This window comes from Streptomyces sp. NPDC050759, assembly GCF_044456945.1.
Lineage (GTDB): Bacteria > Actinomycetota > Actinomycetes > Streptomycetales > Streptomycetaceae > Streptomyces.
Genome location: NZ_JBITGI010000025.1, coordinates 1 through 17,355 on the forward strand (window position 1 = coordinate 1; position 17,355 = coordinate 17,355).

The window sequence follows — 17,355 nt, forward strand, 5'->3', positions numbered from 1 at the left end:
TGGTGATGGCGTTGCGGGCGGGGGTGTTGCCGCGGACGTTGCATGTGGATGAGCCGAGCCGGCATGTGGACTGGTCGGCGGGTGCGGTGCGGCTGCTGGAGGAGCAGCGCCCGTGGCCGCGGACGGGGCGGCCGCGGCGGGCGGCGGTCTCGGGGTTCGGGATCAGCGGCACGAACGCGCACCTGATTCTGGAGGAAGCACCGGCGGACGAGGGATCACCAGACGGCAAGGAAGTGCCGGCCCAGTCCTCCGGCGTGCTGCCCTGGGTGGTCTGCGGGTCGAGCGCGGCAGGCCTTCGCGCGCAGGCCGCCCGGCTGGCGGAATTCGCCGCCGAGCAGGAAGCCGACCCGCGGGCGGTCGCAGCCGCGCTGGTCGGATCCCGGGCAATGCTGCGGCACCGGGCAGTGGTGTGGGGCACCAGGCGTGATGATCTGGTGCGGGGGTTGGAGTCGGTCGCGTCCGGCCAGCCGACGCCAAATGTGGTGGTGGGAAACGCGCGTTCGGGCAAGACCGCGCTGCTCTTCTCCGGAGCGCATGCCGACCTCGGCATCGTGCGCCGCCTTTGCGACGCCTACCCGGCCTTCAGCGCCGCGTACGAGGAGATAACGGAACTCCTCACCGACCGGTCGGGCGAAGCCCTCGAGCAGATATCCGCAGCTGCGGTCTCCTTCGCCTGCGAGATGGCCCTGTGCGCACTCCTGGAATCCCTCGGCGTCGCACCTGACCACCTGATCGCCGACCGCGACGGCGAAGTGAGCGCGGCCTACGCCGCAGGTGCCATCTCCCTCCCCGACGCCTGCACCCTCTGGGCCGCTCGCGCCGAATCGGCCCCCGAAGAAGACGACCACAGCCGACCGGCACCACCGGCAGTCGAGCCCATCGAGTACGACGAAGAGCGATGCCCGGTGATATCGGTCGTGACGGGCCGCCCACTCGACCTCCGAACGCTCGCTTCCTCCGCGGCAGATGAAGGGGGCGCGGAAAGCGAGGACAGTCTCCGCACCGCCGTTCTCGACGCGCAGCGCAAGGGGTGCACGCGCTTCCTCGAAGTGGGCCCCCCGTCCCGTATGACGCCGGTCGTCGCCGACTGCGTCGCCGCCGACAGGAAGGCCGCAGCAGCGGTGCTGCTCGACAGCGCGTCGACCGCCGCGCCCCCGGTCCTCGGCGTTCTCGCGGACCTCTTCGTACGGGGACTGCCCGTGCGCTGGCAGCAGGCGGCGGCACACTCTCCCCGGGAACTGCGGGAAACGGCCGTGCGGCTGCCCACCTATGCCTTTCAGCGCAAGAGGTTCTGGCTGGACGGCCCCGGCACCGGCGCCGCTCCTGCCGAGCCCCTACCGGAGGCCCATACGCTGCTGGGCCGGCCCATCGTGCTCGCGGACCCCAATCAGCGCTGGTTCGAAGGCACATGGTCTCCGCCCGCAGACATAGCCGGAGAACCGGCCGCAGTGCAGCCGCTCCCCCTGGCCGCCCTCCTCGAATGGGCTCTCGCGGCGGCGAACACCGCAACCGCGCACCCCTCAGGCACGGCGTGGGAACTACGCGGGGTGGACCTCTCCGCACCCCACCAACTGGACGCGGACGGCGCCATCACCACCCAGACCGTCGTCGTGGAGCCCGCCGGATCCCCCGAGTTGCGCTGTTACGTCCGGAGCGGGAAGCCGGGCCCGGAGCCCTGGCACCAGCAGATAGCCGTCGCCTCGCTCTCCCCCGCGCCCAGGACCGAGCGCCACGTCGGGCGCCCCGCGGACCGGCTGGCGGGGATGACGGAAGTCCCTCCCCGGGAAGGCGGGGCGCTGACCAGGGCCGGGATCAAGGGCGAGGAAGCACTCGCGCAGCTCGCCGGTCCGTCCGCCCCCGGGCGCTGGCTCGATCCCCGCGCACTGGACGACATGCTCGGCCTGCTGGCGGGGGAACTCGGAACCACCCCGACCCCGGGCGGATCCCGTATGCCGGCCACCGCGGAGTCCATCCGGCTGCTCGGGGACATGCCCGCCGCAGCCTTGTGGTTCCACGCGGTCCGCCGGTCGTCTTCCCGGCGCCAGGCGGTCATCGACCTGCAGGTCGTGTCCGACGAGGGCGTGCTGCTGGCCGAGATGGAGGGACTGGCTTTTGGCGACCGCACGGGCCGGGCCGATGGCGCACCCACCGGAGAACGGGAAGCAAGTAACGTCACCAGCCGATCTGAGGTTTCATGAGCAGGCAACAAGTGATCAAGCGGAAGTCGGCCGAGCAGGAAGCCTCGGAGAAGAAGTTAAACCAGGCCGGCGGGGAGCAGCCCCAGAAGAAGCAGAAGAAGCAGGGCGGGAAAGGAAAGAACGGGAAAAAGGGCGGCGGCCTCACCGCGCCCTTCCGGCTGCTCTGGGAAACCAGCAAGGGCCTCACCATCGCGGTCGTCGTCTACGGCGTCATCGCCTCGGTCGCCCCCATTGCCGTGCTCGGCGCCCTCGGCCGGCTGATCCAGAAGATCCACACCGCGGGCCAGCAGGAGCTGACGTCACAGCTCGAGGCCGACATCCTCGACGCCCTCGTGCTGGCGGCCATCGCGTACGGCGTGACCCTCCTGCTCGGCCCCGCCCAGTCCGTCCTCTCGGGCACGGTGAAATGGCGGCTCGTCTACCGCACCCAGGACCGGCTCATGACCGCGGTGTCCAAGCCGGTCGGCACCGCCCATCTGGAAGACCCGAAGGTGCTCGACGACCTCTCCCTCGCCCAGGGCAAGATGGTCAACTACTACTCGGCAGACGCGCCTATGACCCTGGTGGGCGTGCTGGTCAAACAGCTCAATGGAATTCTCGCCTGCGCCGTGCTCGCCTGGTGGCACTGGTGGCTGGGACTCGCCGTGCTCATCGCCTGGGTGGCGATTCTGCGGCCGCAGCTCCTTCTCGTACGGAAGCAGGCCGCCGTCTTCTCCACCCGCGCCGAGGTGATGCGCCGCGCCTTTTACCTGGAAGAGCTGGCGTCGAAGCCGGCCGCGGCGAAGGAATCCCGGATATTCGGCCTCGGCGACTGGCTCGTCGACGGGTTCCGTGCCCAGTGGCGGCGCGCCATGGAGGGCTCCTGGAAGGTGATGCGGCAGCAGAACCGGCAGATCTTCGTGCTCGCCGTCTGCGTCCTGGCCGTCTTCGCCGCGGTCGCGGGCCTCATGGGAAACGCCGCCTACGACGACGACTTCGGCGTCGGCGCGCTGGTCGTGCTGCTGTCCGTGTTCATCGCGAGCTCGGCGCTCGGCGTGCTGTCCATGGAGGACCTGCGGCTGCCGTGGATGCTCCAGGGGCTGCCGCGGATGGGCGGACTGGAGAGCACGCTGACCGACGACGCGGAGGCGGCCGCGAAGGAGACGCCCGGGCCCGACCTGCCCAGGTCCGAAGTGCGCTTCTCCGGGGTGCGGTTCAGCTATCCCGGGGCGGACCGGGACGTGTTCCAGGGCCTGGATCTCACCATTCCGGCCGGGCGGTCCACCGCGGTGGTGGGGGTCAACGGCGTGGGCAAGACCACGCTGGTCAAGCTGCTGTCCCGGCTGCACACCCCCACCGGAGGGTCCGTCACCGTCGACGGCACCGACCTGGAGTCGTACGACCCGCGCGCCTGGCAGCAGAAAGTCGCGGTGGTCTTCCAGGACTTCACTCGCTACCCCTTCTCGGCACGCGAGAACATCGCCTTCGGCTCACCGGCGCACGCCGATGACACCGAAGGCCTGGAGTGGGCGGCGGAACAGGCCGGAGCACTGCCCCTCATCGAGCGGCTGCCGCAGGGCTGGGAGACGGTGCTGTCCCGGCAGTTCGGCCAGGGCGTCGAGCTGTCCGGCGGCGAGTGGCAGCGCGTCGCGCTGGCCCGGGCGCTGTTCGCGGTCCGGCACGGGGCGCGCATTCTGGTGCTCGACGAACCGACGGCCTGGCTGGACGCGCGTGGCGAGGCGGAGTTCTTCGACCGTTTCCTCGATATCACCCGGAACGTCACCACGCTGATCATCTCGCATCGTTTCTCCACGGTACGGAAGGCGGACCAGATCTGCGTACTCGACGAGGGACGGGTCGTCGAAGCCGGCGACCACGCGGCACTGATCGCCCGCGACGGGCAGTACGCGAGGCTCTTCGCCCTGCAGGCCGCGCGTTTCACCGAGGAGGACGGCAATGACCGCGACAGCTGACGCACCCGTTCGCGAGCGCTCCGTGGCGCTCGACGCCGACCTGCCGCGCTGGACCGTGGTGCGGTCCGTGCTGCGCTGGGGCTGGGCGGCCGCCCCGCGGCAACTCGTCCGCTCGGTGCTGCTGTTCCTGGCCGGCACCGTATGCCTGGTCCTCTTCCCGGTGGGGCTGGCGGCGATAGTCGACGCCGTGGTCCGCCAGGACTCCGGGCAGCTCGCGTTCGGCGTCTCCTTCCTGGCCGTCACCTTCACCCTGAACTGGCTGCTGACGATGCGGGTGGTCACCGAGGCCACGGTGCTGTGCGACCTCACCCAGGTGCACCTGTCGAGCCACATCGCGTCCAAGGTGAACGGCATCGGCGGCATTGAGCACTTCGAACGGCCGGAATATCTCAACGAACTGGAGATGATCGAGGAAAACCGGCTGCAGTTCAGCATCTGGCCGCGGCACGCGCTGTTCATCGCCCAGCTCGCGATGTACGTGATCGGCGTGGTGGTGGTCTTCGCCGTCATCTACCCGCCGCTGGGCCTGCTGCCGCTGTGCATCATCGCGCCCGTGCTCGGGGAGCGGTACGCGCTGCGGCTGCGGGAGCGTACGGACGAGGCGCTGGCGTCCGACCGGCGGTTCGCCGCGGAGCTGTTCTCCCTGTCGACGTCGGAGAGCGCGGCGCGTGAGCTGCGGCTCTTCGGGGGGATCGGGCCGATGCGGGAGCGGCACCGGGAGACGGCCGCACGGATCCGCGGGCGCTCGGGGCGCGCCGCCCTCCTGGGCGGCTGGCTGCAAGTGGCCGGCTGGATGCTGTTCGCCGCCGGGTTCATGACCGGCATCGCCGTGACCGTGCACCGCGCCTCGCGGGGGGACGCCTCGCTCGGCGAGGTCGTGCTCGCGGCGACACTCGTCCTGCGCGCCCAGGGTCTCATCACCCCGGCCGCCCAGGCGCTGGAGAAGCTGCTCTCGGCCGGCCGCACCGCCCGCCGCATCCTTTGGCTGGAGCGGTACGCCGAGTCCGGAGGCCGCCAGGAGCCCGCGTCCGCACAGGACCCCGCGCCCGCGCCCGACCGCCTGGAGCGCGGCATCACCTTCGAGGGCGTCCACTTCGCCTACCCGGGCGGCGTCGCCCCGGTGCTCGACGGGGTCGACCTGCACCTGGAAGCCGGCTCTGCCGTGGCCCTCGTCGGCGAGAACGGCGCCGGAAAGAGCACCCTCGTGAAGCTGCTCACCGGCATGTACGAGCCGACGGCGGGCCGCGTGCTCGTGGACGGGATGCCGCTCGACCGGATCAGCCTGCCGGCCTGGCGGGCCCGTACCTCCGCGGTGTTCCAGGACTTCGTCCGCATGGAGCTGCTGGCGAAGGAGGCGGTCGGCACCGGCGACCTGCCGTACATCGACGACGCCGAGCGGCTGCGCCGGGCCCTGGACCGGGCCGATGCCGCCGGGGTGGTCGACGAGCTGCCGGAGCGTCTGGAGACCCGCCTCGGCAAGTCCTTCACGGACGGCGTGGATCTGTCCGGCGGCCAGTGGCAGCGGATCTCGCTGGCCCGCGGCATGATGCGGACGTCGCCGCTGCTGCTGGTGCTCGACGAGCCGACCGCGAGCCTGGACCCGGTGGCCGAAGCGGCCCTGTTCGAGCGGTACGTCGAGGCGTTCAGGAGCGCCGCGCGGGCCGTGGGCGCCATCACACTCCTGGTCTCGCACCGGTTCACGACCGTGCGGATGGCCGATCAGATCGTGGTGCTCGACGGGGGCCGGGTGGTGGAGCACGGCGATCACGCGACACTGCAGGCGGCCGGTGGACGGTATGCGGAACTCTACGAATTGCAGGCGAGTTCCTACCGGTGACTCACCTCCCGCGCGGGCAAAGGGACCTGGAGACCGATCAGTTGGTGAGGTACGTATGACGAATATGTCCGATGGCGGGGGCGCGGAGCTGCCGTCCGGTGCCGCTGCAGGTGCCGAGTCGGCGGTGGCCCTGGAGGCACTGGGCGTCGCGGTGTCGGCCGGAGTGCCGGTGGTGTTGTGGGGCAGTCCCGGCACGGGAAAGACCTCCGCCGTCGTGGCGCTCGCCGAGGCGCTGGGCTGGCCCGTGGAGGTCGTGATCGGGTCGATCCGGGAGCCGTCCGACTTCGCGGGCCTGCCCGTCGTGGACGGCGGCACCGTACGACTCGCCGCTCCCGCGTGGGCGCAGCGCCTGGCCGAGGCCCAGCACGGCCTGCTCTTCCTCGACGAGCTGACCACCGCCCCGCCGGCGGTGCAGGCCGCGATGCTGCGCATCGTGCTGGAGCGCGTGGTCGGCGACATCCAACTGCCGCCGCAGGTCCGGGTGGTGGCGGCCGCCAACCCGCCGGGCGAGGCGGCCGACGGCTGGGACCTGGCGCCGCCGCTGGCCAACCGGCTGGTGCACCTCGACTGGACGATCGACGCAAAGCAGGTGGCGCAGGGCATGGCCGCCGGTTTCCCCCAGCCCAGCTTTCTGCTGCCGGAGGGGCCGCCGGACCCCACCTACCGGTCCGTGGCCAAGTCCGCGGTGGCGGGCTTTCTGCAGGCCCGCCCCGAACTCGTGCTGCAGGTGCCGACCAGCGTCACGGCCGCGAGCCGGGGGTGGCCGAGTCCGCGCAGCTGGGAGTCCGTCGCCACCCTGCTCGGGGCCTGCGAGGCGGCGAAGGCTCCGCCCGAGGTGCTCGAGACGCTGGTCGTGGGCGCCGTCGGCGAAGGGCCGGGCATCGAGTTCCTGTCCTGGCTGGCGGACTCCGATCTGCCGGCCCCGGAGGCGGTCCTCGAAGCACCCGGCGAGTTCGTGCTGCCGTCGCGCAGCGACCGGGCCTTCGCCGTACTGACCGCGGTGGTGAGCCTGGCGGTCGCCCGCGGCGACGAGGAGTCGTGGTCGGCCGCCTGGATCGTGGTGGGCAGAGCGGCCGAGGCGGCGCCCGACGTGGCGGCGCTCGTGGCCCGTAAGCTTGCCAGGCACCGCCCCGAGGGCGCCGCGCTGCCGGTGCAGATCACCCAGCTGCTGCCGGTGCTGCGGGCCGCGGGACTGCTGTGATGGAACCCGGCGTACGACTCACCGGGCTCGAAGGACTGCCGCCCGACGCGTCGCAGAAGTGGGCGGCGGCGCGGGTGTGGGCGGCGAGCCAGGCCCCGTATCTCGCCACCGCGCTGCTGGCGCTGCAGCCGCTGGTCGTCGACCAGAGCGGGGTGGACGGGGATCCGCCGTACGACCTGAGCAGACTCCCGGTGGACCGGGGCTGGCGGGTCTATCTGGATCCGTATGTGCTCGACGACCTGGACGTGCCCACCATCGGCTACTGGCTGGTGCACCAGGTGGCGCATCTCCTCCGCGACCACGCCGGCCGGTTCCCGGGTTCCGGCGCCCCGCCCGCAGAGGGCGAGGGCGATCTGTTCGGGCGGCGCAGCGCGGACAGCGTCCGCTGGAATGTCTCCGCCGACATGGAGATCAACGACGATCTCGAGGCCGGCGAGGTGAAGCTGCCGCCCGAGGCGCCGCTGCCGGAGCAGCTGGAGCTGCCCGACAGCTGGCTCGCCGAGCAGTACTGGCACGCGCTGGAAGGCCGCGAGGTGCCGGCGGTGGACTGCGGCAGCGCCACCGACGCCAGGCCCCGGGACTGGGAGACACACCAGCCGGGCCTGGACGGACCGAGCACCGGCCTGATCCGGCGGGAGGTCGCCCGCCGCGTCAAGGAGGCCCTGGAGGCCGGCCGGATGACGGGCGGCTGGGCGCGCTGGGCGGAGGAGGTGTTGTCGCCGAAGGAGAACTGGCGCCAGCAGTTCGCGTCCGCCATCAGACGGGGCGTCGCCGACGCGGTCGGCCGCGTCGACTTCACCTACGAGCGGCCCTCGCGCCGCTCGGGTGCCGCGCAGGGCGTGATCCTGCCCAGCATGCGGCAGCCGCTGCCGCGGGTCGCCATCGTGATCGACACCTCCGCGAGCATGCGGCAGGAGCAACTCGCCCAGGCGCTGGGCGAGGTGAACGGCGTTGTCCGCGCCGTGGGCGTCGGACGCCGGGAGTTGCACGTGATCTGCTGCGACGAGCGGGCGTACGACGCCCAGCGGGTGCTGGACGCGCGGGCGCTGCGGCTGGAGGGCGGCGGCGGTACGGATCTCGGCGAGGGCCTGCGGGCCGCGTCGGAACTGCGGCCCAGGCCGCATGTACTGGTCGTCCTGACCGACGGCCACACCCCTTGGCCGGACCGGCCGCCCGCGGGCCCGCGGGTCGTCGTCGGCGTGCTCGACGCCGACGGCTCGGCGCCGGGCTGGGCGAAGCGGGTCATGATCGACACGGGAGGAGAGAAGTGAGCCAGGAATTCGATCCGGCGAGCTGGCAGCGGGCGGGCTTCACGGAGGAGCAGATGGCGTCCTGGAGCCGCTGGGACATCCCGCTGGAACGGGCGCTGGCCTGGCGCGCGGCCGGAGTCGAGTACGGCTCCCGGGCGGCGCAGTGGACGATCGCGGGGGTGACGCCGGAGGAAGTGGCGGTGTGGCAGGCCGCCGGCGTCGACTCCACCGAGGCCGTCACCTGGCACGAGCTGGGGTTCGGCCGGGAAGAGGTGCGGGACTTCAAGCGCCGCGGGCTCGGCCCCGACAAGGCGATGGAGGAGCGCAAGCGCGCTCAGGACCGTAAGAAGTCGCTCGAACGCCCGGTCCCCGGCCAGGAGGAGATGTCCGTTCCGCTGGCCGACGACGACGCCATGGTGTTCTCCGTACGGCTGGTCAGCGACGCGCCGCCGGAGTGGGCCGAGCACGGCATTTCGGCGGCCGACGCGAAGCTGTGGGGGCTGCTGGGGCTCACGCCCGACGAGGCCGGGCGGCTGACCCGTCAGGGCCGGGAGGCGGAGGAGACCGTACGCGAGTGGTGGCGGTCGGGGATTCCGTACGACGAGGTGGCCAACTGGCTGGCGGCGGGGATGTCCCCGGCGGAGGCGGCGGAGCAGCGCTCCCGCGGGGTGACCGCGGAACAGGCTGCCGTGCTGCGCGCCCTGCGCAACGACGACGAGGACGCGGCGGGCTGAAACGACCGGCCGGGGGTGACGGCCCGCGTGGGGGACTCGTGCCGTCACCCCTTGGGGCCACCGGCGATCCGCCGGGTCACTCACGCTCCGCGGTCACCAGCCAGCCGGCGGCCACGTCCGCGGTGAGCTTGCGGCCGTAGTCGCCGGCGTACTGGCCGGCGCGCCGGGCGTCCGCCCGCCAGCCGTGGGAGGCGAGCCATTCGGCCGGATCCTGGCTGAGGCCGGAGCGGTAGAGCGTCTGGGCGGCGCCGGCCAGCGGGTTCGACTTCTGCTGCGCCACGGTGGAGCGGTCCTGATGGCCGAGGGCCACCCGGCTGCCGGGTGCGGACAGGGTGCTGACGCCCTTGATGAGCTTGGTGGTCTCGTCCTCCGACAGGTAGACGAGCAGGCCCTCGGCCGTCCAGGCGGTGGGCTGATCGGTACGGAATCCGGCCTCGATCAGCGCCGGCGGCCAGTCGTCGCGCAGGTCGACGGGGACCGTCGTGCGGCTGCAGGAGGAGACAGCGTTCTGGCGGGTGACCACCTCCTCCTTGAACGCGAGCACCTCCGGCAGATCGATCTCGAAGACACGCACCTCGGACGGTAGGTCCAGTCGGTACGCCCTGGTGTCCAGGCCGGCGGCCAGGATGACCACCTGCTTGCAGTCGGATGTCGCCGTGCGCAGGAAATCGTCGAAGAAGCGGGTGCGTACGGCGATGAAATGGGGCATCGCCCGGTAGTGCGCGTAGTTGGCCGGGCGTAATAGCTGCCGCAGCATGCGCCACGCCGACCCCTTTTTCCGGCCGCCACCGCCACCGCCGCCGGGGCCGCGGCGAAGCGGAGGGGCCGCGGCGACAAAATGTTCCGCGAATGGGTCATGGAACAAACGGTTGCGGCGCTTGGACTCCAGCGCCCGGAACTTCGCTACGGCAACAGCCGTCTGGCCGACCCCTTGTGGGGCAACAGGCTGGGTCATGGCTCCAGTCTTAACGGTGTGGATTGTGGGGCACAACAGCTTCGCGGCAAGGGCCGGGCCCCTGTGTGGACCGGTGCGCCGGGATATAGGGGGCGGCCCCGCCGCGATAGGGGGATGCCAGCTGTGCGTTACGGGTGCGCCGCGCGAAAGCGTCATCAGGCGGTGCCGGCGCCCCTGAGCGCGAGCGCTTCCCGCCGTGCCAGCTCCGCGTCCGGATTCACCGAGTCGATGGCGCTGACCCGCTCCATCAACTCCGCCACATCTACCCCGACTTCGTCCGCGACCCGGGTGAACATCGGGAAGGAGCTGGAATGCAGATCGGTGTACGCGCCGACTAGTTGATAGTAACGGCTGTCGGCAATCCGGTCGAGCGGCTGGATGAGCTGCTCGCTGGCGCTCGCCAGCCGGAAGCTGTCGATGTCGGGGTCGATCGCCAGCTTGCGCAGCAGCGTGGACACCGCCTCCGTGGACGCGTTTCCGGCGCTGCGGCCCATGCCGTCCAGGGTGGTGTCCACCAGGGACGCGCCCGCCTCGACGGCCGCGAGCGTGTTCGCGTGCGCCATCCCGAGATTGTCGTGGCCGTGGAATCCGACCGGGATGCCGACGCTGTTCTGCGAGCGCGCGACAAAGCGCCGGGCGTCCTCGGGCAGCAGGCTGCCGTACGAATCCACCAGATAGACCATGTCGGCGCCGTAGGATTCGCAGCGCTTCACGGTTTCTATGACCGCGTCTTCGTCCAGCACCTGCGTTTTCATCAGGTTGACGGAGGTGCGCAGGCCGAGTTCCTTGGCGCGCTCGACGAAGGGCGGGGCGGTGTCGGCCTCGGTGATATTGGTGCCGACGCGCAGGAATTGAATCCCGGCGTCGGCCGCCCTTTCCACATGCTCGAGGGAGGCGATACCGGGGACACAGATGGCGCCCCAGGACGCCTTCTTGACCACCTGCGCGGCGATCCGGAAGGCCTCCTCGTCCGGCACCAGGCTGGGGCGCGCCATGGTGTGGCCGTTGAGGCCCCAGCCATGGCCGAGCTCGATGTGGTGGACACCCGACTCCTCGAGCTCGATCAGAACGCGCTCGATGGTCGCGGCCGGCAGCTGGAAATCGACCGCGTAACTGCCCTCGCGCAGCGTGCAGTCCAGGATCTCGACCCGGTGGTCGGAGGCCGTGGCCGGGCGGGCGACGGATGCGCTGGTCATGGCGGGAATCTCCTCTGGTGGGTGGACTGGTCGGCGGGGTTCAGGGGTGGTCATGCCGGGATCGCGGCGCCGCGGGCGACGGCCGCGATCCGCTCCTCGGCCATCGCGTTGGCCGCGTCGCTGGGCAGCCGGCCGTCCCGCTCGGCGCGGGCGAGCAGCCGGCCGGTGGTCTCGTGGATGCCGAGTACGCGGGCGCGGGCGCGCTCGAAGTCGAAGCCGTGCCGTTCATCGGCGACCTGGATGAGACCGCCGGCGTTCGCCACGAAGTCGGGAATCCACAGAATTCCGCGCTCGGCGAGCAGCCGCTCGACGCCGGCGGAGCCGAGCTGGTTGTTCGCGGCCCCGCAGACGAGACGCGCTCGCAAGGTGCGCACCGACTCCGTGGTCAGCGAACCGCCGAGCGCGCACGGCGCGTACACATCGGCATCGGCGGCGCGCAGCGCGTCCGCATCGGGGAGCACCCGGACGTCGGGAAAGGCGGTGACGGTCCGCTTGACCGCCACGTCGTCCGGGTCACAGACGCTCACCGACGCGCCCTCCGCGACGAGATGGCCGACGAGGCGGTGACCGACCTTGCCCACTCCCTCGACGTTCACCCGCAGCCCGCTCAGCTCCGTGGTGCCGAAGCACTGCGCGGCCGCCGCCCGCAGCGACTGCAGCACCCCGAGCGCCGTGAGGATCGCCGAATCCCCGGCCCCGCCGCGCTCCGCCGTCCTGCCGACGGCGTGCCCGGTCTCCTGCGCGATGACGTCCATGTCCTCCGGGGAGGTGCCGACGTCGCAAGCGGTGATGTAGCGGCCGGAAAGGGATTCGATGAACCTGCCGTAGGCGCGCAGCAGTTCAGCCGACTTGAGCTGGTGCGGATCGCCGAGAATGACGGCCTTTCCGCCCCCGAGCGGCAGCCCGGCCGCCGCGCTTTTGTACGCCATGGAGCGGGACAGTCTCAGGACATCCGAGAGTGCCGCGTTCTCATCGCGATACGGATAGAAGCGGGTGCCGCCCAGCGAAGGGCCCAGCGCTGTCGAATAGATGGCGATGATGGCGCGCAGTCCCGTCGGCGCGTCATGGCAGAAGACGATCTGTTCATGGCCGCTCCCTCGGGCGAACACTCCGGACATGGTGGCTCCCCTGACCGCTCGGCTCTTGGTTCGTCACGAGTTTTCCTCCAGCAGCCGCTTCCCCGGAGCCCGGGATCGTAAGACCGGCCCCCTAGAATGCGGAGATGTCGCCTCAGGAGTGCAAATCCCCGCGTCATTGCCCGGAAGTCGCCCGCGCCGGGGCCGGGTATCCGCGCGACGTCCGCGCAGCTCCGGGTCGGGGTCCGGGGGATGTGTGGCAAATCCGTGATTGCGCACGGCAGTAAGGGGCTCGGATAGGGGTGGGGCACCGCACTCTGAGGGGTTGTTGGCTAGGGGGTATCGAACCGTAGGCTGCATCCCGGTCCGGTCGACAGGTTTCGTGTCGCATATCTGGAAGGTGGTCGTCATGCGGCTGTGCAGCGTGAAGGTCGATGAATCGGAAGAGGCCGCCGTCGCCTCCGGTGATGAGGTCATCCCGGTCAAGGTGATCAACGAGACCATGGGAACGAATTTCTCCGGCCAGCTGCTTGAAATCATCAAGAACGGCGAGACGGCAGAACTCTCCCGTGTGGTCGCAGAAGGCGAGGAAAAGCTCGCCGGCCTGGCCACATCCGCATACGAATTCGCGCCGCCGTACCGCAACCCCCCGAAGCTGTGGGGATTCGGGCCGAACTTCCGACGGCACGCCGAGGATCTGGAAACCGTCCCGCCGCCCAATGGGCCCGGTTCCTACATGCGTCCGGTACGGAACATGATCGGCCCCGGCGACACCATCATCCTGCCCCCGCAGTCGAACCGGGTGACGGCCGAGGCCGAACTCGGCGTCGTCATCGGACGGGAATGCCGGAACGTGACCCCGGAGGAAGCGAAGTCCGTCATCTACGGGTACACCACGATTCTCGATATGACGGCCGAGGACCTGCTCCGAGAGAACCTGCGGTACATCGCCAGGGCCAAGGGCTTCGACACCTTCTGCTCCATCGGCCCGTACATCGTCACCGAGGACGAGGTCGACGAGGTGGAGAAGATCCACATCGCCACGAAGGTCAACGGCGAGATCATCGCCGAAGCACCGGTGTCGTCGATGGTGCGTGAGATCCCCTGGCTGCTCAGCTTCCACTCGCAGATGACCACCCTCGAAGTCGGCGACATCATCGCCACCGGCACCCCGGGAGCCGGCGTCATCCGGCACGGCGACGTGGTGGAGGCGGACGTACGCGGCATCGGCCACCTGCGCAATCACGCGCGCGCCGCGACCGCCGACTGAACCGGTGGACCTGGGTCTGGAGAGCCGCTCGTACGTGGTGACCGGAGGCTCCCGTGGTCTGGGCTTCGCCGTCGCACAGGCGCTGGTGGCCGAGGGGGCGTACGTCACCGTCGGGGCCAGGAGCGCCGGACGCCTGGCCGCGGCCGCGGACGAGCTGGGGCCGGCCGCGCGGGGAGTGGTCGCGGACAACGCCGACCCCGCGGCCGCGCGCCGCCTGGTGGACGCCGCGATGAGCGCCCACGGCCGGCTCGACGGCCTCCTGGTGTCCGTAGGAGGACCGCCCGCCTCGTCGGTGCTCGGCACCGGGGACGAGGCGTGGCGGTCCGCGTTCGACAGCGTCTTCCTCGGCGCCCTGCGTGTCGTACGGGAAGCCGTGGAGGTGCTGTCGCCGGAAGGGGCGGTGGGACTGGTGCTCTCCAGCTCCGTCCGCGGCCCCATCCCGGGACTGGCCCTGTCCAACGGGCTGCGCCCCGGGCTGGCGATGCTGGTCAAGGAGCTGGCCGACGAGATCGGCCCCCGCGGGCTGCGTGCCTTCGGGCTGCTGCCGGGCCGGATCAGGACCGAGCGGCTGGCCGCCATGGAGCGGAAGGACCCCGGGGCCGGGCGCGGTGCCGACACCATCCCGCTGCGTAGGTTCGGCGACCCGGCCGAGTTCGCGAAGGTGGCTGCCTTTCTGCTCAGCCCGGCCGCCTCCTACGTCACCGGGTCGGTGATCGCGGTCGACGGCGGGGCCATCCGAACGTTGTAGGCATGGGGAAGGGACATCAGATGACGACCGATGCCGGCAGCGCCGAGACGGAGCGGCCGACCGGGCACCCCCTGCTGTGGGCGCAGCAGTACCACTGGGCGCACTACCGGCTGACGCCGCCGGGCACGCGCTGGCAGGACAACGTGCGCTCGGCCGTTCCGGTGCCGGAAGGCGTCGGCACGGACGACCTCCTGCGGGTGGTGCGCGACCTGGTGGCCACCCACGAGGCGCTGCGGACGACCTACGGCCTGGGCCCGGACGGCAACGTGACCGCACGGCCGGGCCCGGCCTTCGACCCGCCGGTCGACATCCGGGAGATCGATACGACGCAGACCGCGGAACGCTGGGCGCTGCACTTCTTCGACGAGCTTTTCGAGCGCGACTTCGACATCGAGGCGGGCCCTCAGGTCCGGTTCGGCGTGGCCGTACAGGACGGCGCGCCGCGATGGCTGCTGTTCATGTTCCACCACATCGCCATCGACACCTTCGGCGTGATGGCCTTCCAGCGGGACCTGGCCGCCGCGCTGCGGCAGCAGACCGAGCCCGGGGAGCGCCGGCCACAGGTCCCGCCGCCGTCCGCCGAGCGCGACTACGAGGCGTCGCCCGCCGGGCAGCGGGTCAACGACCGCGCCCAGGAGTACATCGCGGGCGTGGCCGCGAAGTTCCCCGCCAGCACCATTCCCGTACGGGCCGGCTCCGGGCGCGGCCCCCGCTTCACCCAGGGCGCCCTCGACTCCGACGCCGGAGTCGTCGTGCGCGACCTCGCACGGCGCTTCCGGGCACCCGAATCGGCGGTGATGATGGGCGTGTTCGCCGCCGCGCTGTGCTACGTGACGGGGAACCGGCGCACGGCGCTGCGGGCCTCCTCCGCCAATCGCTTCCGGACCGAACAGCTGGACTTCGTGGGCTGCGCGGCCCAGACGCTGCCGCTGCTCCTCACCCCGCCGCTGGACGCGTCCCTGGCCCAGCTCGTGGGCTACGCCAAGCGGTCGCTGACTCCGGTGTACCGGCACGGCCGCCACGATCACTGGCAGGCGCGCGAGGAATTGCTGCGCGCGCAGTTCTTCCGCGGTGTCGGCACCGAGGCGATGGTGGCCTTCAACTATGTGGACCGGTCCGCCGAACGGCAGAACTTCAGCCGGATCGAGGAGCAGGAGGCCTACATCACCGGCCCCAAGGGCAGGGTCGTCCTCTCGCCGGTCAAGGCCGACTTCTTCGATCACTTCGGCCTCTTCGTGCGCCGGTCGGTGGACCGGCTGACGCTCAGCGTGCGCTACGACGCGGAACTGCTCGACGACGCCTGGGTCGAGCGGTTCCTGATCGGCCTGCATGACGTTCTCGTGGCGGCGGCGCGGCCCAGCGGGTCCGTACGGGATCTGCTGGACCAGGCGGGGCTGCCGGTGCTGCCCGCCGACGGCCGGTGGGCCGTGCGGCAGGGGTGCCGGGTGTCGCTGGACGAGACCGAGAGGCTGCTGCTGTCCCGGGACGGGGTCGCGGCGTGCCACGTCGTCGCCGAGGAGGGCACGGAAGAGCTGGTCGCCTACGTGGCGGCGGAGGGCGCCGATCCGCACACGCTGCGGTGTCACATGGCGGCGCGGCTGCGCTCCTGGCCCGCCGCCGTCATCCCGGACCGCATGGTGATCGTGCCCGCCGACGCGAGCCCGGCCGACGCGGCGGCGGGCGGCGAGGCAAGGGGCGTCCCCGTACTCGCCGACGCCCGGGGCGACAAGGGACCCGGTCTTCCCGCCGGAACTCCCGCTGCCACGGTGCTCGCGGAGGCGCTGTCGGCGTGCGTGCCGGACGCCGACTGGTCGGCCGCCTGGTCGTACGTCGGAGCGGGCGGCCGGCTCGGCCGTGCCGATGCCTTCCTCGACGCGCTGCGCAGCCGGGGCGTTTCGGGCCTCGATTACGCGGATCTCTACGCGGCGGTGCCGCCCGCCGAGCTCGCGGCGAAGCTGAAGCCGGCTACACCCCGGCGGTGAGCGGGCTCAGCACCTCGGACACGGCGCGGGCCAGCGGCGCCGGGTCGTCCTTGAAGTAGAAGTGCCCGCCCGGGAAGAGCCGGAGCGCGAACGTCCCCGTGGTGTGCTGCTCCCAGGCGGCCGCGTCGGCGTGCGACACCCCGGGGTCGTCGACGCCGAGGAAGGCGGTGATGCCGGTGCGCAGCACCGGCTCGGGAACGTGCTGATAGCGGCGGATGGCCGCGTAGTCGGCGATCAGGATCGGCACGATCATGTCGATCATCTCCTGCTCCAGCAGCAGCCGGTCGTCCGTGCCGCTCAGCCGCCGCAGCTCCGCCAGCACATCGTCCTGGGAGCGGAGTTCCACGGTCTTCCGCCCGGTGCGCGAGGGCGCCGGGCGGCAGGAGACGATCAGCCGCGCCACGGCGGCGGGGTCGTCGCGCTCCAGGCGCCGCGTCACCTCGTACGCGAGAGTGGCGCCCATGCTGTGGCCCAGCAGCACCAGCGGCACGTCCGTCCACGGCACCAGCGCCTGCGCGATCTCGTCCGCCATCTCGTGGACGTTGTCGCGGAACGGCTCCTGCCGGCGCTCCTGCCTGCCGGGGTACTGGACCGCCAGCACGTCGCAGGCGCCCGTGACCGTCCGGGACAGCGGCACGTAGAAGCTGGCCGCACCCCCGGCGTGCGGGAAGCACACCAGCCGCGCCCGCCGGTGCGGCACCGAACGGAAACACCTGATCCACGGGGAATTGGCCGCACGGTGGTCTGCCATTAACTAGCCGTCCTTCCAGCGCCATGGGTAGGCCGCCATCTCACGCACGGAGCGGGGTAATTGCGTCGGAGCCAGAACGTATCCGTGCGGCCACCCCTACTGCCAACCCCTAGCGGTGGCGGACGACAGGGCAAGGGCTTGACACTTCCGGAACGTCTCCTCCTGAATTTCTTTTGATGTGCGGCCGAAGCGCAGGAGTCGAACC

General features: G+C 71.3%; 13 protein-coding genes. 9 read left to right on the top strand and 4 right to left on the bottom strand.

Translation table 11 applies throughout. The annotated features are described in order from the left end of the window. The 6 genes from ACIBJB_RS43375 to ACIBJB_RS43400 form a co-directional block, all read left to right on the top strand. Positions 1 to 2,198 (top strand): ketoacyl-synthetase C-terminal extension domain-containing protein (locus tag ACIBJB_RS43375; protein WP_398939664.1); only part of this gene is annotated, 2,198 nt, incomplete at its 5' end. Next, complete coding sequence (locus ACIBJB_RS43380; protein ID WP_398939665.1) at positions 2,195 to 4,150, top strand: ABC transporter ATP-binding protein; 1,956 nt, start codon at positions 2,195 to 2,197, stop codon at positions 4,148 to 4,150. The genes ACIBJB_RS43375 and ACIBJB_RS43380, both read left to right, overlap by 4 nt. Beyond that, the gene (locus ACIBJB_RS43385) at positions 4,134 to 5,987 is read left to right on the top strand and encodes an ABC transporter ATP-binding protein (RefSeq protein WP_398939667.1); all 1,854 of its coding nucleotides are present in this window, start codon (positions 4,134 to 4,136) and stop codon (positions 5,985 to 5,987) included. The genes ACIBJB_RS43380 and ACIBJB_RS43385 overlap by 17 nt, the downstream gene beginning before the upstream one ends. A gap of 55 nt (positions 5,988 to 6,042) precedes the next feature. Next, positions 6,043 to 7,188, top strand: a complete 1,146-nt coding sequence (locus tag ACIBJB_RS43390) for an AAA family ATPase (RefSeq protein ID WP_398939669.1) — start codon at positions 6,043 to 6,045, stop codon at positions 7,186 to 7,188. Then, complete coding sequence (locus ACIBJB_RS43395; RefSeq protein WP_398939671.1) at positions 7,188 to 8,459, top strand: VWA-like domain-containing protein; 1,272 nt, start codon at positions 7,188 to 7,190, stop codon at positions 8,457 to 8,459. The genes ACIBJB_RS43390 and ACIBJB_RS43395 overlap by 1 nt, the downstream gene beginning before the upstream one ends. After that, positions 8,456 to 9,172, top strand: coding sequence for a hypothetical protein (locus ACIBJB_RS43400; RefSeq protein WP_398939673.1), 717 nt, complete (start codon positions 8,456 to 8,458; stop codon positions 9,170 to 9,172). The genes ACIBJB_RS43395 and ACIBJB_RS43400 overlap by 4 nt, the downstream gene beginning before the upstream one ends. Before the next feature lie 76 nt (positions 9,173 to 9,248). Here the strand turns inward: ACIBJB_RS43400 and ACIBJB_RS43405 are convergent, their stop codons facing one another. From ACIBJB_RS43405 to ACIBJB_RS43415, 3 genes are all read right to left on the bottom strand, one after another. Beyond that, positions 9,249 to 10,127: an SAM-dependent methyltransferase gene (locus ACIBJB_RS43405; RefSeq protein ID WP_398939675.1), complete on the bottom strand. Its 879-nt coding sequence runs from the start codon at positions 10,125 to 10,127 to the stop codon at positions 9,249 to 9,251. A gap of 155 nt (positions 10,128 to 10,282) precedes the next feature. Then, positions 10,283 to 11,323 carry a hypothetical protein gene (locus ACIBJB_RS43410; RefSeq protein WP_398939677.1) on the bottom strand — a complete coding sequence of 347 codons (1,041 nt, stop codon included), beginning with the start codon at positions 11,321 to 11,323 and terminating at the stop codon, positions 10,283 to 10,285. 50 nt (positions 11,324 to 11,373) lie between these two features. Then, on the bottom strand, positions 11,374 to 12,441 hold the full coding sequence (locus ACIBJB_RS43415) for a Glu/Leu/Phe/Val dehydrogenase dimerization domain-containing protein (protein WP_398939679.1): 1,068 nt from the start codon (positions 12,439 to 12,441) through the stop codon (positions 11,374 to 11,376). A 340-nt stretch (positions 12,442 to 12,781) separates the two neighbouring features. On the opposite strand from ACIBJB_RS43415, the gene ACIBJB_RS43420 reads away from it, so the two are divergent. The 3 genes from ACIBJB_RS43420 to ACIBJB_RS43430 are packed head-to-tail and all read left to right on the top strand — an operon-like array spanning position 12,782 to position 16,399. Beyond that, positions 12,782 to 13,669, top strand: coding sequence for a fumarylacetoacetate hydrolase family protein (locus tag ACIBJB_RS43420; RefSeq protein ID WP_398939681.1), 888 nt, complete (start codon positions 12,782 to 12,784; stop codon positions 13,667 to 13,669). 4 nt (positions 13,670 to 13,673) lie between these two features. After that, entirely contained in the window at positions 13,674 to 14,417 is a 744-nt protein-coding gene (locus ACIBJB_RS43425; RefSeq protein ID WP_398939682.1) for an SDR family oxidoreductase, read from the top strand. Positions 14,418 to 14,437: 20 nt separating this feature from the next. After that, positions 14,438 to 16,399: a condensation domain-containing protein gene (locus ACIBJB_RS43430; protein WP_398939683.1), complete on the top strand. Its 1,962-nt coding sequence runs from the start codon at positions 14,438 to 14,440 to the stop codon at positions 16,397 to 16,399. Here ACIBJB_RS43430 and ACIBJB_RS43435 read toward each other — a convergent pair. Further along, positions 16,383 to 17,150: a thioesterase II family protein gene (locus tag ACIBJB_RS43435; protein ID WP_398939684.1), complete on the bottom strand. Its 768-nt coding sequence runs from the start codon at positions 17,148 to 17,150 to the stop codon at positions 16,383 to 16,385. The two genes, ACIBJB_RS43430 and ACIBJB_RS43435, sit on opposite strands and share 17 nt — an antisense overlap. Positions 17,151 to 17,355: the final 205 nt, after the last annotated feature.

What these genes read in the sequence shown, in the direction of transcription:
- ACIBJB_RS43380 (WP_398939665.1), top strand. Translation starts at nt 2,195, where the DNA reads ATGAGCAGGCAACAAGTGATCAAGCGGAAGTCGGCCGAGCAGGAAGCC.
- ACIBJB_RS43385 (WP_398939667.1), top strand. Translation starts at nt 4,134, where the DNA reads ATGACCGCGACAGCTGACGCACCCGTTCGCGAGCGCTCCGTGGCGCTC.
- ACIBJB_RS43390 (WP_398939669.1), top strand. Translation starts at nt 6,043, where the DNA reads ATGACGAATATGTCCGATGGCGGGGGCGCGGAGCTGCCGTCCGGTGCC.
- ACIBJB_RS43395 (WP_398939671.1), top strand. Translation starts at nt 7,188, where the DNA reads ATGGAACCCGGCGTACGACTCACCGGGCTCGAAGGACTGCCGCCCGAC.
- ACIBJB_RS43405 (WP_398939675.1), bottom strand. Translation starts at nt 10,127, where the DNA reads ATGACCCAGCCTGTTGCCCCACAAGGGGTCGGCCAGACGGCTGTTGCC.
- ACIBJB_RS43410 (WP_398939677.1), bottom strand. Translation starts at nt 11,323, where the DNA reads ATGACCAGCGCATCCGTCGCCCGCCCGGCCACGGCCTCCGACCACCGG.
- ACIBJB_RS43415 (WP_398939679.1), bottom strand. Translation starts at nt 12,441, where the DNA reads ATGTCCGGAGTGTTCGCCCGAGGGAGCGGCCATGAACAGATCGTCTTC.
- ACIBJB_RS43430 (WP_398939683.1), top strand. Translation starts at nt 14,438, where the DNA reads ATGACGACCGATGCCGGCAGCGCCGAGACGGAGCGGCCGACCGGGCAC.
- ACIBJB_RS43435 (WP_398939684.1), bottom strand. Translation starts at nt 17,150, where the DNA reads ATGGCAGACCACCGTGCGGCCAATTCCCCGTGGATCAGGTGTTTCCGT.